Here is a 14,758-nt window from a genome sequence, read left to right as displayed (position 1 = left end):
AGGGGTCTTTTTTTTACCCTTCCACAACATCTGCTCTTAAATCACTCGCAACCTCAAGCATTCTCGGGATCACAGCTTCATTATTTCCAGAAACGTAAATATCCCCTTGATAATGCCTAAATGGGATTGTAGTATCACCAAAGCTCCACATAAAGAAATCTCCCTCAATGGACATCGTAGTGGCGCCTGCTACTGTATAAACTGATGTATAGGTGAAATCAGGTTTGGATGCGAAATACTGCTTGCACTCTTCTAAAGATATGGTTTGTGTTGAACCTCCATCATTTTGCATAGCTCGTGTAATTCGATAACGTTTGCTCATTGTGATGCCTCCAATATTTTCTGTAAAATGATCAGCTACCTTGTCCCGATCAAATATAGCATACAATAAAGCGTAAATCCCTGCTATCCTAAACTTTAAAGTTGTTTCTGCGCTAACAGCATAGAGGTTCTCACGTAAGGAGATATTGCCCACGAATAAGGGAACTTCAATTGCCCAAACACTCGATATGGCGAAAAAACCTGCAAAAGTACATTTTTCTAAGATGAAAGGATCGCTACAGCACTGATTCCTGCAAATCTGCAGTAATTTTCGTTTCAAAAGTAGCTTTGAGCCCTTAAGCATGGAAAATACTGCACTTTTGCAGGCTTTGGACTTTATAAAGATGATATTGCTTTAAAAAACTGTACTTTTGCAGGTTTTCTGTGGTTTGGTGAACGGCGTGGATGGAATGGTTGAGTGAGTATTAAATGTGTGAGAATTAAAGCATGAGAACCAGAGCGTAAGAATCGATAGAAATGGCAGGTCTAGGTCTCCTGAGTCCGTATGATGTCTGTCTCGCTAGTTAATTGGATTCTTTTGAGTGGTAGGAACCCCCTATCCCTCACATACTATGTAACATAAGACTTTTTAAGCCTGATTCATAATCAGGTTTTTTTGTTCAACTGCAATTTTTTGGAAGTGACAAGCATATTTATAGACATGCCTTTAATGTGGAGATGTTAAATATGCGGCCATTAAGATACCTTATCATTCTTTTAGGAAGCTTACTCGTTGCTACGGGAACTAATTTTTTTCTCGTACCATATAAAATCCTGGATGGGGGAATAATAGGGATAGCCCTCATTATTAATTATTTATCCGCCGCTAAAATTGGCGTAGCTATAATTCTCTGCAGCTTTCCTATCTTTCTGCTCGCTTGGTTAAAGGAACGCGATATCTTTTACAACAGTGTACTCGGCCTATTGATCTCATCATTTCTGATCGAGCTTCTCGGTCCTTTCCAATATCACTTTCTATATTATTTTGAGTTTGGTTCCATTTCTAGCGCCATTATTGGCGGTTTTTTGATGGGAACAGGACTTGGGATTATGCTGCGGTTTAAAGCAAGTACGGGTGGCACCGATCTGCTCGCTCAATTTATAAAAAGGTATGTCCCTCTTAACCTTGGATTCATCATTTTTTTGACCGACTTTATGATTATCGGCGCTGGGGGACTCCTGATTTCTAAAGAAACCTTCTTCCACTCCATCCTCACGATTGTCTCTGGAGGGGTGGCTACAGGTCTGTGCACACTCGAAACAAAATAATGGAAATAAATATGAATATACACGATCATATGTTCGTATTATAATAATGAGAAAACATCTAACGTATTTCTACCTCACCTGGAGCGTGTGAACCTATGAATAAAGAGCGTGTCATTATGCTATCCGATTGCCAAAGCTTCTATGCCTCCGTGGAGAAAGCCTCTAATCCGCAGTACAGCAACAAGCCACTTATCGTCGCCGGAGACCCCGCCCGACGGAGCGGTATTGTGCTCGCTGCCTGTCCTATAGCCAAATCTTTTGGCATTACTACCGCCGAGACGTTGAAGGAAGCGCTGGCAAAATGCCCCGAAGTCATCGTGGTCAGACCACATATGCAGCAATATATCGATGTCTCCTCCCAAATCACGGACATTCTACGCAAATTTAGTGACCAGGTAGAACCCTATTCTATCGATGAACAGTTTATTGATGTCAGCGGTAGCCTCAGCTTATTTGGCAGTCCAAGGGAGATCGCTACCGCCATTCAGGATCTAATTCGTAGAAACACAGGTGTGCGTGCGCGCATCGGCATAGGATATTCCAAGGTTACCGCCAAAATGGCTTGCGACCTGTGGGCCAAGAAGAACGGGGATGGTATATTCACCCTCGCACACGAGGAGCTTCCGAATGTGCTCTGGCCCCTCCCCATTAGCGAGCTGTTCATGGTAGGTCGCCGTATGTCCGCCCACTTCCAAAGTATGGGTATTACGACGATTGGCCATTTGGCACAGATGCCGCTAAGCGAGCTAAAATGGCGCATGCGGGAGAAATTTCACAAAAAATGTGATATCGACGCCGAGCTATATTGGCGGATAGCCAATGGCATCGATGACAGCCCCGTGAGCCCAAGCACCTATGAAGTCGCACCCAAGAGTGTCGGGCACCAAATGACGCTGCCAAGGGATTACTATAAGCTGAAAGATATTAAGACCATCATTCTTGAGCTATCTGAGCTTGTATGTAGACGTTGCCGCAAATTGAAAGTACATGGTGCAGTCGTGTCTATCGGCTGCCAAGGTGCCAGCTTTGATGACCCCACAGGCTTCTCAAGACAGACTACAATGAGCGATCCTACAAATGCCACCCTGCTGGTATATGAGGCAGCTCTTTCTCTCTTCAAGCTCCACTGGGACGGTCAGCCTGTGCGTAGAATCCACTTAAGCCTGTCCAATCTATCTGACGAAAGCCAGTACCAGCTAACCCTATTTGAGTCTCGCCCTCGCTATCGTGAACTCGAACGGGCGACCGATGCCCTCAAGAATAAATATGGGGAGACGATCATTGGGCGAGCAGCTTCTTTTACAGATGCCGGGCAGCTTAAGGACAGATCTGGAAAGATCGGCGGACACTATAAATAAAAACTATATTAAAATACACACCATATCGTTTATAATGCTATATTGGGGTTGTTATTTTCACGTAGATGAAGCGACAATCGAAATATGTAAACATAGATAATCACATTCCAGAGGAGGACCGGAGAAGTTGGATAGCACGAGCAACACTAACACTACGTATTATGAAATCGTTGATCTCTGTCTTCTTGCTGGCAAGATCATGCTGCAGAATGGTGCAGAAACATCCAGAGTTGAAGATACGATGACACGAATGGCAGGATCTCTCGGGTTCCCAGGAGCACATAGCTATGTGACGCCAACCGTTATTATGTTCACCACAAATAGAATAGAACCTGTTAAGTTATACAGAATTGCGGAGCGAACAACAGATCTGCAGAAGGTATCGGAGGTCAATGACATTTCTCGGCGTCTAAGCGAACGTCAGATTACAGCTGAGGAAGCTCGTGCAAAATTAGGAGAAGTCGATGAAGCCTCACCTGTCTATCCCGTATGGCTGCAGATCTTAGCAGCCGCCCTTACTGGTGCTTGCTTCACCGTTATGTTTAAAGGCAGTTTGTGGGATGCGCTCCCCGCCTTGCCGATTTCCGGACTGGGCTTCGCTGCGGTCATTTATCTGCATCGTTTAGTGCAGACTAAATTCTTCGCAGAGTTTTCTGCTTCCTTCCTGATCGGACTTCTAGCCTTCTGTTCTGTAAAGCTGGGGATTGGTCAAGAGATGGACAAAATCATTATCGGCTCCGTTATGCCTCTAGTACCCGGACTACTCATTACTAATGCCGTTCGTGATCTGATGGCCGGTCATCTGGTCTCAGGCATATCCAAGGGAGCCGATGCCTTTCTAACTGCATTTGCGATCGGTACAGGTATCGGGCTTGTACTATCACTATTTTAATATCCATGTGAAAGAGGTTAGCCCTTCATGATTTTGCAACTTATAACCAGTTTTATCGCCGCGGCAACCTTCTGTATTCTATTTAATGCGCCTAAGCGCTCACTACTACAGTGTGGTTTTGCCGGAATGGTGGGCTGGATGGTGTATGTGCTTCTTAATGTAGAGTTCGGGCCTGTTGTAGCTACGTTTGCAGCTAGTGTAATAGTGGGCATCGTCAGCCAATTTTTTGCGCGATCCTTCAAAATGCCGGTTATTATTTTTAGTGTAGGTGGTATTATCCCGCTTGTTCCGGGTGGTCTCGCTTACGATGCTATGCGTAAATTTGTGGAAGAGGACTATACTCTGGCTGTTGAAATCGCTGTTCGGGCATTAATGCTCTCTGGAGCCATTGCAGCTGGACTTGTGCTAAGTGATGTAATTGGACAAATGTTCCGTCGTCGTGCAATCAAATAACAGCATCCTTCTTCAAAAAAAAAGAAATCGCCTGTTGGTACAATGGTGGTCACCCATCCATCTCCCAAGGAGCGATTTCTTTGTTCATCTCTATGCAAATAACGCTTCAGGGAAGACTAAGGGCGCAGCACCCGGATGAATACTATTGATGCTAGTGTTCTTGATCCAGGACAGCCCTACAGTACCCTCACCCGCATGAACAGCCACAGCAGGAATATAGGTCATAATCTCAGTTCGTATGTCAGGCGCCATTGCTTTGATGTCCTCTTCTAGCTTGAGTGCCATCTCTAAATTATTCGAATGCATGATACATACATCACTAACAAGCCCTACATCCTGTTTAAATATCTCCAAAAGCGCTTGTTGCGTCTTCTTCATTGTACGGATTTTCTCCACAACAACGACCTTCCCTTCGTCAAAACGAAGCAGCAAGTTTATACGCAGCAATTGGCTAAGTACAAATTGTGATCCAGAAACACGTCCACTGCGATGAAGCTGTGTCAAGCTTGCAGGAATTAAGTAAAAGGACATATTCTCAATAATATTTTCAATCTTCGCTTTAATTTCTAATCCAGAAAGACCCTTCTTCTGCCAATGTATACCGCGCATGATCATTTCTCGGATTGGATAAGCGCCAACCTTGGCATCAATTCCAATTACATTGGCCTCCGCTATTTCGGCGCCTTGCATCGAAGCATTGTAAGTGCCACTGAGCTCTGAAGAAAGATGTACAGCAATAATTTCATCGTATTCTTCCTTCAACCGTTCGTATAGCTCAATAAACTCACCGATTGGAGGCTGTGAGCTGCCTACCTTTTCATGCTGGCGCATTTTCTCATAGAAGTCATCGATCGTAATATCTATATTCTCTTTATAACATTCGTTGTTAATAATAATCCGTAACGGAATAATATATACATGATTATTCTTAGCGAACTCCGGATCTATGATACTTGTACTGTCGGTTACCCAGGCAATTGATTTCATGGTCATTTGTCACTTCTCTCTCTCATAAAAAGGAATAGTAGAATGAATGAGGAGACAAGGGCCAAGAATTCCAGACCAGTGAATCACACGCTCATCCTGAATAATCAACTTAAGAATTGAACAGCGGTTAAGTAATCCGCGTATTCGTAAATTATACAGGATAACAAGCGTTAATATAGGCAAAACAGGTCTTTCATGCAAATTTCAATCCATTTAATTCAACATTATTCGACATTTTTTCACATTATATATGACGAATATACCTATCCTAATAGAGCCACTTCATGTTATGAAAAAGCTAAACCACAGCAAAAATATCCCCGTTCCCGGCATCTGTCAGTTTTCCAACTTCAACTCATCCATCTGCTTCTGAATCTGAGCGACATCTACCGTTCTTTGAAAACGAACCTCCGAGCGACTGTAACGATCCTGAGTAATGGAAGTCTGTTCAAGCAAATCGCTAAACAGCTTGCGTAGCTGTATCATTTTGTCCCGTTCCGCTAGCGCATCGGCGATCGATTGATCACTCGGATCAAAATCGTCTGCTCATTCACAGCTCTTTCTAACTCCTGCAAAAGAGCTTCAGGTTGTTCAGGCGGCTCCTCACCCTCTTGAACTTTAACGACTCGCTCCAGCCGCTGTTTTAGCTGCGCGATTTTACGGGTTAGATCACTTCGATTCACTAACGCTTCCGCAAATTTCAGATCTGGATTCCCCCAAAAATTTTCTGATAGCTAGCGAATAAGGTTCGTGTGAAAAAATGCCGTGGTGTTCAGCACAGCTAATCCTCCCAAATCGATGTCTCTAAATGATCTACGAACTTGCGTAATTTACCAGCTAGCTTGCGGTTAATGGTTCCATCCTGATACATTTGCTGCACCTTATCCCGCTGCTCTTGAATGGCTTTCAGCTTCATTTCAAGCTTTTGATCATCAACAAGCCCATCCTTTGTCCAGCCTTTCCCTTGCTCCAGACGAGAAATTAACTGCTCATAACTGCATGCAACCTTCTCGGCTGCACTTCGGTTGTTCTCGTTCTTACAGACATTAATAGCAGCTATAGCAGCATGGGCCATGGCAATTTTCGCTTCTCTAGCACACTCAGCCTGTTGCAGCATTTGTTGGCTAGCTTCCCCTTCATTCTGACCTGAGAACATTCCCGCAAACAGTCGTCTGATCTCGGTAATCGATATTCTGATTTGTGAATTTAGACTTCTGGCTAGAAAGACCTCACTATGATCCAAGAATTCTCCCAGCTTCTGAGCCACTGAGGCGGGAATCTTATTGTTCTCTAGCAATCGGTTCAGTTCTTTACGTTCAGCTTGCAGACCCACAATCCTCGCTTCAACACCCAGTCGGCGGAAGTTCTCGAGTGCTGGATCATTCGATTGGTCCTCACGGTTTAGACTATAAACCTTTTCTCTAAATTCACTCAAAGCCGGTTGTGCGGATTCCTTACTTTCTTCTGTCATCATACTTTGCAGCATGGTTAAACCGGCAGCAATAACTTTAGACTTGGCCGCCTGCTCGGCTCCTGTCTCACCTGATTCGGCAACTGGCTCTTCTTTACCTGCTAGAATTGGCAAAAAGATACTAGCGATCAGCAGCGACATTAGAATAACACCTGCGGCGATAAAGATGATTAAATCACGCTCAGGAAATGGCGATCCATCCCCAAGAAAAAAGGGAATCGAGAACGCACCGGCTAAGGTAACCGCTCCACGCACTCCTGAAATCGTGAGGATTAATAGTGACTTAACAGATGATTTCTCCATTTTCCGCAGACGAGATCCTACTAAAGAGAACACATACACCCATACAAACCGTAGTACAAACAGCAGCAAAGTAATGGCTAATACATAACCTACAACTATAAGATTATCCACGGCCGTATCACGGTAGATCACTTCAATAACATCTGGAATAGATAAGCCAAGAATAAGAAAGACCAGGCCATTCAATATATAGAGCAGAACAGACCATGTACTAGCGGATACCAGTTGTAGCTTATACTGCGGAGATACGGCACGGTCCTTCTCAACCGCATGAATAATTCCCCCTGCAACCACTGCCAAAATGCCAGATACCCCTATCTCTTCACTGATCAAATAAATAATAAAAGGAGTTAGGATTTGCAGCAGCACATGCACTGTGATATCCTCCATCCCCAGTCTGCGAATAATTACGCTTAGCCGAATCAGAAGAAAAGCCAATAATGCCCCAACGATCAACCCACCTGCAGCTATAATTACAAAGCTAATGGAGGCTTTCGGTAAAGAAAACATACCCGTAACTGCTGCAGCAATGGCAAAGTTAAAGGCAACAAGCCCGGAAGCATCATTCATTAATGATTCGCCCTCTAGAATGCGGTGAATACTCTTAGGAAGATGCACTCTTCCAGCGATTGCGCTGACCGCGACCGCATCTGTAGGTGACAAGATCGCTGCCAGAGCAAATGCAGCTGCTAGCGGGATCGTTGGAATCATCCAGTTGATCGAATATCCAGCAATAAGCACCGTAGCAAAAACCAATCCCAGCGCCAGCATTAATATCGGACCCCGTAAGTTCCATAATTCATTTCTTGGCGTCCGTTTCCCATCATTGAACAAAAGCGGTGCAATAAACAATACGAAAACAGCTCTGGTTCCAATGTCATATGTATTCCCAAAGGCATTAACACAACCATTACACCCAGACCAATTTGAATTAACGGTATTGGCACAAAGGGAATAAATCGGTTTATGATGTTGGAAATTGCGATAAGGCCCAGTAGGACGAGTACAACTAGAAAAGTCTCCAAACCACATCAACTCCCTTTTTTATTTGGTTATTATATCGTAAAGCTTCGGGTAAGGGAAAAATATAGAAATAGAAGTTCTCAACAATAATGTCCCCTAGAAATTACACAAAAAATACATCAGATATATATTGACAAAAATATTTATTTATGTTATAATAATAAATTACGCTATTGAAATTACATTTTATTTTAAGTATTATATGCATTAGCCTAACGGCATCGCTCTTATCATCAATCATGGAGGGATCATATGCATATTGCTAGTGGAATAGAAATGTTAGAGATTACAGCACAGGTTATGGGCGGGAGTGACACGATTTACCCCACGCTGCTCTGGGATCAAAATTCTGCTGTACTCGTAGACACTGGATTTCCGGGCCTGCTCCCAAAATTCAAAGAAGCTCTAAAAGAAACCCACGTGCCTTGGGAACAACTGCGCACCGTAATCATCACACATCAAGATCTAGATCACATCGGGAGCTTACCTGATTTACTGTCAGAAGAATGTCTAGAACTGACAGTTCTGGCTCATGAAATCGAGCAGCCTTATATTGAAGGAGAGCGAATGCTCCTTAAACACACCCCTGAAGCTTTAGCTGCGGCAGAAGCCATGATCCCCCCTCATGTACCAGAGGAATGGCGCCGCGCTTTCCTATCCGTGTTATCTCATCCCCCTAAAGGAAGAGTAGATCGAACCATAGTGGATGGGGATATACTGCCTCTTGCCGGTGGAATTACGATTATCCATACACCAGGACATAGCCCTGGACATCTGAGTCTATACCATCATGATAGCCGTACGCTAATTGCCGCGGATGCTCTTACCGTTCAAGGCGATGAGCTGCACGGCCCCACTCCTTCGGCAACGCCTGACATGAAGCAAGCTTTAATCTCTCTGACAAAGTTCGCCGAGTATGAGATTGAAACGGTCATTTGCTATCATGGCGGAATTTATCGCGGAAACGCAAACAAACGGATTGCTGAAATTGCGGAAGCAAGAGAATAGACTGATGCAAGAAAGCAGAGCCCTTATCTGGCTCTGCTTTCTTTTTATATATAGTCCTTACTCGTTATATTCACTTATGATTCCGAAACAACTGTAAACCGTTCACGAATATGCTGCGGCTGTTCAATTTCATCTACAATAGCAATCGCATAATCTTCATAGCTGACATAGCTCTCACCTTTGGAATTCACAAGCAGATGATCTTTGCCTTTCACATAAGAACCCGTTCTTGTCCCAATTACAAAATTAGCGGATGGACTAACGAAGGTCCAAGACAGCGAGTCTGTACCTTGCAGGATCTCCAGGTTCTTCCCTTGATTCGTAGCCGTTGGCTTGATAAAGTCAGGGAAATCAGGGGTATCTACCACTTTAAGCGTCTTAGCTTCATCTACATATAAACTTCCCGCACCTCCAACTACAATCAATCTTGTATTAGGGGCATCCTTTAATGCTTCAATAAGCACATTTCCGGCATCCACATGCAGATACTCTTGTCCTAATGGTGCTCCAAAAGCATTCACAACAACATCAAAACCCTTCAAATCTTCAGCGGTAAGTGCAAATACATCCTTTTCGATGACCTTTGCCTTACGATTTGCAACTTTCGATGCATCCCGTACAATGGCTGTAACTTCATGGCCTCTATCTAGCGCTTCCTGAGTGATTCGGCTTCCGGCTTTTCCACTTGCTCCTACAACTGCGATTTTCATATTATTTCCTCCTGTATATGTTTACGATGTTTTTACTTTAGTATTTATATCAAGGAGATCCTGAACGATGCTTCTGTCGATATCGAGATCAAACTTTCTCCCCCAAAAGCATTCTGTACCCGTACTAGTGATCCGGTCATAATCTTCTATCGTTAGTGTTCTTGGATAATCCGGTCCTGTTTCCCAGTCTGTATACCTCTTAATTTCACTCCGTACATTGTTCTTAAACGCACTATTCAAAATAATCGTATGGAAGAAGATTTCATCTCCACATAATGTGTTCTTAAAAAATCTAACATACTCTGGAGAAGTAGAAGTAAACTCCATGATGTATTCCATACATTCACCTGTAATAGACATCCAGTTAGAGCCTTTATACAGCGATTTTGGCAGAACACCCAACCTTCTTTGCAAGAATGGAACGTTCATTACTGCTTTAATATACCTCATTCTAATGGCAGCCATACGCCTGGTTCTTGAGATCAGGAATCTAGGATAATAAACCGACACCCTCTCATAACATCCCCACGTTTCAGAAGTACTTGGTAATTGCTGATACTTCACAAATTCGTTCCCCTGATTCTTCTTAAAGAAATCAAGAATAACTTCGTTGGAAGCTAAGGGCAGATCCTGACCACTTATGATGTGGATATAATTGAATTTCTTATGTTCTTTGATCAGCGCAAAACACTTCAAAACACATTCAATCTGACTGTAATGTCCCCACCTTACATCAATAGGCTCTTTCACAAAATGAATATCGTTACGATGAGTAATATCACCTTCAATACCACTCTTCTGATCGACATGTAGGAAAAACTCGACGGAGTCATTAGTTAAACTATCGATTAGCATATTGATCTGCTCAGGATTTTTGTGACAAAGGATCACATACGCCATTTTGAATGATTCCAACAACCTTCACCCTTCCGCCCATCTTTTTCCAAATATTATAAAATAAATGGACAAAAATGGATAGTTCTTTCTATCCAGAAAAAGGTGAATTCGATTGGTGATTAGTTATTTCGTATGACTTTTCACTATAAGTCTGATTCCAATGTTCCATGGATCTTTGAATGTAGGGACTCCATTCTCTTCAACAACGGTGTAACCCGCCTGCTTAACACGCTCCACTACAGACGTACGCTCCTCTTCATTCGGAAGAAGTAAGGTGAAATAATCAATCCCTACTGCATCAGCAGGTGCCACAGGTGCGCCTTGCCCTGCCCATATATTCAATCCAATGTGGTGATGATACCCACCTGCTGAGATAAACATTGCCGCACTGCCATAATTAGCTACTAGATCAAAACCAAGCAAACCAACGTAGAACTCCTTCGCCTTAGTTAAATTACCCACATGAAAGTGTACATGTCCGATCACCGTTCCGGCTGGCAGCCCGTTCCATTGTAAACCTTCAGAAGCCGCCAACAAACCATCTACATCCACTGGGTCCGTTGTCATCATTACATGCCCTTCCGCATCATACTTCCATGTATCCCTAGGACGATCTCTATAAATTTCGATTCCGTTGTTATCCGGGTCCTGAATATACAGTGCTTCACTCACCAAATGATCTCCCTGACCCACTTCAATTCCCAACGCGATCAAATTGCGTACAACGAGTCCCAAGCTAGGACGATCCGGAACAAGGATAGCAAAATGATACAATCCAGCCACTGAGTTCGGACGAAGAACCTTTGCATCCTCAATCTCCCGCAGAATCAATAACACATTCTGACCGTCAGCAGTCATTTCCACCTCACGGCCAGATTGCCGCAAGACACTTAACCCCACCACGTTCTGATAAAAGGTGAGCGAACGGTCTAAATTACTTACTCTAATTTGTACCAGACCAATCTCTACATCCGGATGAAGTGTTGTTTTAGTTGTCATTATATTTCCTCCCACTATTCCTGTAACTTAATCAGTTACAAATTAACTATCTTTAGTATAGTTACCTTCTATATGTTTGTCAATTACCAACAAAAAAATCATGCTGACTGATTCACAGCCAAACATGATTCATAAGAACACCTCATCCTAGGAGTGCCATTCCTGTAAATATTCAGATACACTGGATTCAAGAAGTCCAATTAAGTCTTCATCCATATACTTATAATCATCTGATATATTCAAACAAATTATTCTTTTGCCGATTACACCGTCTCTGAATTTATCTTGAATTCTTCGAACATGCTTCTTCTCCATCACAAAAATAACATCCGCCCAGCCCACATGCCCTTCAGAAAGTTTGATTCTGGCATGATCCTCTGTTCCAGCAGATCTCACTTCATGACCATCAATTCCTTGAAATATCTTCTCCGCAGTTAAACTCCGCCAGCGATTCTGGCTGCAGACAAACAGTAGTTTAATAGAGAGCACCTTCCTTATCCGATTAATACCTTATTTCGTTTGTCGGTTTAGATAAACCCTCCTATTTAAGGAGGCATCCGAAACCCATGTTGTTAATAAGTCTTTGTTAAAAAGATATTCATTACCAACTCTGATATAAGGGAACATAGTCCCTTCAAAAATGCCCGATCTACTTAAATTCTCATGCTCCGTTTTAATAATATTCATCACTTGATCTTCAGTCAGATTTAAGTATAAGGCCGTCTCTTTAATATCCATCAAAAGTTTATCTGCCGTTACTATGGATGGAGTCTGGTCTTGATCAACTTCCAACTCTTTATCGCCATTAGTTATTGAACATCCAATAATAAATGAAATCCCTAGAATAAGACTCGCCACGATAATTGAGATTTGATTAGACTTCATTGATCACCTCCACCGTACACTTCATGAAGAGGTCTGTAGCTTGGGTGTTCTTCGATTTGCGTAACGACAACACCTTGCTCTGAGTCCATCACACGGTAGGCTTTAGCTTCTTCTCTGGTCGACATCACCTTATATTCATTATCCATGTAGATGATGGCACAGTTATTATCCACTGCGATTCCGAGCAAACCTCCGTCTTTTACCATACGCGAAAAATCCTCAACCCGAATATCCTCATTATAATGCGGACAATGAATACCTGGCAGAATCCCCATCGCTTCAAGCTTAATATACTGCCAGTTCCCTTGGTCGTCGAACGCTTCAGAGTCACTATGCCCATATTCAAACCAGCAAATGGAACCTGCACTCAGCCCTGCCAAAATAGTCCCCGAGTTGTACGCTTCTTTTAGAAGAGCATCTACGCCGGTATTTTTCCAAATTTCCAGCATCTTTCGGGTATTACCACCACCAACATAAATCAGATCAGCGGATATAATTAACTCTGCGATTTCTTCATGGGTATAGGTTTGGCTCACAAGCAATAAATGACTTGTTTCACATCCTAGAATCTCGCCGTACACTTTGTTGAACGTATCACAATAACCTGGTGCATCACTACTAGCTGTTGGAATAAATAACGCTTTCGGATTAGCTTTCTGGGTTAACTTCACAACTTCACGATCCATTTCAAGCGTTTCTAAATCGATTAGCTCTCCCCCACCGATTACCACGATAGTCCCCATAATCTCCCCTACTTTCACTAGGATCTGTTTTCTCCCTTTCCGTATTCCTCTGCAAGAATGCTGTAAATCTCCAAATCAATGAGCCCTTTACCTGACCATACATGGGCTTGTCTTAACGTCCCCTCTTTCAGAAAGCCACTTTTCAAAAGGACCCGCTTGGACCGCTCATTAAAAGGCATGACTTCAGCTTGGATTCGATTGACCTCTGCCGTCTCAAATAAATATTTTTTCACCATTTCAACGGCCTGAGTTGCAATCCCTTTCCCCCAATAAGACTCCGCCAAAAAATAACCAATCGTGACCATATCCACTTTTTGATTAAAATCCATAGCTTCGATGATACCTAGCAGTATGTACGGATTATTTTTACGGAAAATTCCCCACTTCACTCTTAACCCTTTATTAAAATCACGTTCGAAATGTCCGATCATATTCTTTACTGTATCTTTATTATGTTTCGGAATAATTCCGCAGTACTCAAACACTTGATCATTGCTATAAATTCCAAATACCTCTTCAAGGTTACTAACTTCAATTTTTTTCAGTGTTAGTTGTTCGGTTTCTAAAGTAGGGAATTGCTCAAATACATGACTAAGCTTCAATTCGTTCCCTCCGTTACTTTTTGATATTGTGAATCAAGGTTACCGCTCGAAAGCTCATCTTCTATCCCCGCGCATTCCCTCTATACTGCGCAGTTCTAAGCTCTCGAATATAGGGCTCTGTAGCTGGCATAACTGCATCTATGGCTTGTTGAATGGCTAACTCAATATCATAAGGAACTCTTACAAATTGTATATTCAAAGATGCTGTTGTCAGGCCTCCATACTCCCCCTCCAAAATCACATAAGATGCCTGAGTGACATCTAGAGGATTCCCCACACTGCCAACATTAAATAAAGTCTTCCCTTCTAAATGTTGTATAAAAGCATTGTGAATGTCCCCATAACCTACGATATCCGCTTGCCGCTGCTCCTGGCAGAGATCAGAACAACCAAACATAGACAGCCGCTTCTCATAATCGTCCCAAGGCTGAATCCGTTCATAATAGCTTCGCGGTGAAGCATGAAATAATCGGATAAACTTACCACTCATCATAAACTCAATCGAGAACGGTAATGTACCTAAGTAAGCAAGGCGGTCTTTCCCTAACAAATTCCGACTCCACCGGGCCATTTCAAAATCAACATCCTGATTCATTAAATCATCCCAGTTTCCCATAACACTGATTTCACAATTGTTCTTAATGATATCAGCGGCTAGATCTGAATTTGGTCCTTTACCAACAATATCACCTAGGCAAAATATCCTGCTAATTCCACGCTGCTTAATATCCTCTAATACGGCTGTCAAAGCCGGGATATTTCCATGAATATCTGAAATTAATGCGATTTGTTCCACTGTAAATCCTCCGTTCATTTTCCACTTCAGCATATTAGAGT

At 42.7% G+C, this 14,758-nt stretch carries 17 protein-coding genes and 1 pseudogene; 5 read left to right on the top strand and 13 right to left on the bottom strand.

Features of this window, described 5'->3' with window-relative positions; translation table 11 throughout:
• Window positions 1–13: 13 nt before the first annotated feature.
• Window positions 14–322, bottom strand: coding sequence for a hypothetical protein (locus MKY19_RS11430; RefSeq protein WP_042187261.1), 309 nt, complete (start codon window positions 320–322; stop codon window positions 14–16).
• Between the two features lie 677 nt (window positions 323–999).
• Here MKY19_RS11430 and MKY19_RS11425 point away from each other — a divergent pair.
• From MKY19_RS11425 to MKY19_RS11410, 4 genes are all read left to right on the top strand, one after another.
• A complete protein-coding gene (locus MKY19_RS11425; protein WP_339804276.1) occupies window positions 1,000–1,590 on the top strand; it encodes a YitT family protein in 591 nt (196 codons plus the stop codon).
• A gap of 95 nt (window positions 1,591–1,685) precedes the next feature.
• Window positions 1,686–2,948, top strand: a complete 1,263-nt coding sequence (locus tag MKY19_RS11420) for a DNA polymerase IV (RefSeq protein WP_339802848.1) — start codon at window positions 1,686–1,688, stop codon at window positions 2,946–2,948.
• A 127-nt stretch (window positions 2,949–3,075) separates the two neighbouring features.
• Window positions 3,076–3,840: a threonine/serine exporter family protein gene (locus MKY19_RS11415; RefSeq protein WP_042187254.1), complete on the top strand. Its 765-nt coding sequence runs from the start codon at window positions 3,076–3,078 to the stop codon at window positions 3,838–3,840.
• Between the two features lie 27 nt (window positions 3,841–3,867).
• The gene (locus MKY19_RS11410) at window positions 3,868–4,293 is read left to right on the top strand and encodes a threonine/serine exporter family protein (RefSeq protein ID WP_042126727.1); all 426 of its coding nucleotides are present in this window, start codon (window positions 3,868–3,870) and stop codon (window positions 4,291–4,293) included.
• A 90-nt stretch (window positions 4,294–4,383) separates the two neighbouring features.
• Here the strand turns inward: MKY19_RS11410 and MKY19_RS11405 are convergent, their stop codons facing one another.
• The 4 genes and pseudogenes from MKY19_RS11405 to MKY19_RS11390 form a co-directional block, all read right to left on the bottom strand.
• On the bottom strand, window positions 4,384–5,286 hold the full coding sequence (locus MKY19_RS11405; RefSeq protein ID WP_331281430.1) for a DegV family protein: 903 nt from the start codon (window positions 5,284–5,286) through the stop codon (window positions 4,384–4,386).
• A gap of 330 nt (window positions 5,287–5,616) precedes the next feature.
• Window positions 5,617–5,766 (bottom strand): hypothetical protein, encoded by a 150-nt coding sequence (locus tag MKY19_RS11400; protein ID WP_339802845.1) that lies wholly within the window; start codon window positions 5,764–5,766, stop codon window positions 5,617–5,619.
• Between the two features lie 14 nt (window positions 5,767–5,780).
• Window positions 5,781–5,984, bottom strand: a complete 204-nt coding sequence (locus MKY19_RS11395) for a DIP1984 family protein (RefSeq protein WP_339804274.1) — start codon at window positions 5,982–5,984, stop codon at window positions 5,781–5,783.
• A gap of 77 nt (window positions 5,985–6,061) precedes the next feature.
• A pseudogene (locus tag MKY19_RS11390) lies at window positions 6,062–8,079 on the bottom strand (Na+/H+ antiporter).
• 250 nt (window positions 8,080–8,329) lie between these two features.
• On the opposite strand from MKY19_RS11390, the gene MKY19_RS11385 reads away from it, so the two are divergent.
• A complete protein-coding gene (locus MKY19_RS11385; protein WP_339802842.1) occupies window positions 8,330–9,085 on the top strand; it encodes an MBL fold metallo-hydrolase in 756 nt (251 codons plus the stop codon).
• 74 nt (window positions 9,086–9,159) lie between these two features.
• Here MKY19_RS11385 and MKY19_RS11380 read toward each other — a convergent pair whose 3' ends face one another.
• The 8 genes from MKY19_RS11380 to MKY19_RS11345 form a co-directional block, all read right to left on the bottom strand.
• Window positions 9,160–9,795, bottom strand: a complete 636-nt coding sequence (locus MKY19_RS11380) for an NAD(P)-dependent oxidoreductase (RefSeq protein ID WP_339802839.1) — start codon at window positions 9,793–9,795, stop codon at window positions 9,160–9,162.
• Window positions 9,796–9,816: 21 nt separating this feature from the next.
• Window positions 9,817–10,710, bottom strand: a complete 894-nt coding sequence (locus tag MKY19_RS11375; protein ID WP_339802836.1) for a beta-1,6-N-acetylglucosaminyltransferase — start codon at window positions 10,708–10,710, stop codon at window positions 9,817–9,819.
• A 105-nt stretch (window positions 10,711–10,815) separates the two neighbouring features.
• Window positions 10,816–11,691, bottom strand: a complete 876-nt coding sequence (locus MKY19_RS11370; RefSeq protein ID WP_339802833.1) for a VOC family protein — start codon at window positions 11,689–11,691, stop codon at window positions 10,816–10,818.
• 147 nt (window positions 11,692–11,838) lie between these two features.
• Window positions 11,839–12,171 carry a protein tyrosine phosphatase gene (locus MKY19_RS11365; RefSeq protein ID WP_179086694.1) on the bottom strand — a complete coding sequence of 111 codons (333 nt, stop codon included), beginning with the start codon at window positions 12,169–12,171 and terminating at the stop codon, window positions 11,839–11,841.
• A gap of 30 nt (window positions 12,172–12,201) precedes the next feature.
• Complete coding sequence (locus MKY19_RS11360; protein ID WP_076282983.1) at window positions 12,202–12,576, bottom strand: hypothetical protein; 375 nt, start codon at window positions 12,574–12,576, stop codon at window positions 12,202–12,204.
• Window positions 12,573–13,319 carry a peptidase E gene (locus MKY19_RS11355; RefSeq protein WP_339802830.1) on the bottom strand — a complete coding sequence of 249 codons (747 nt, stop codon included), beginning with the start codon at window positions 13,317–13,319 and terminating at the stop codon, window positions 12,573–12,575. Before MKY19_RS11355 ends, MKY19_RS11360 begins: the two co-directional genes overlap by 4 nt.
• A 17-nt stretch (window positions 13,320–13,336) precedes the next feature.
• Window positions 13,337–13,921: a GNAT family protein gene (locus MKY19_RS11350; protein WP_076299485.1), complete on the bottom strand. Its 585-nt coding sequence runs from the start codon at window positions 13,919–13,921 to the stop codon at window positions 13,337–13,339.
• Window positions 13,922–13,982: 61 nt separating this feature from the next.
• Entirely contained in the window at window positions 13,983–14,717 is a 735-nt protein-coding gene (locus tag MKY19_RS11345) for a metallophosphoesterase family protein (protein WP_339804270.1), read from the bottom strand.
• Window positions 14,718–14,758 lie beyond the last annotated feature (41 nt).

This window comes from Paenibacillus sp. FSL R5-0744 (assembly GCF_037972555.1).
In the GTDB taxonomy this organism is placed as follows: Bacteria; Bacillota; Bacilli; order Paenibacillales; family Paenibacillaceae; genus Paenibacillus_AQ.
The sequence above is the reverse complement of the archived record's forward strand: the minus strand, read 5'-3'. Positions and strand labels throughout refer to the sequence as shown.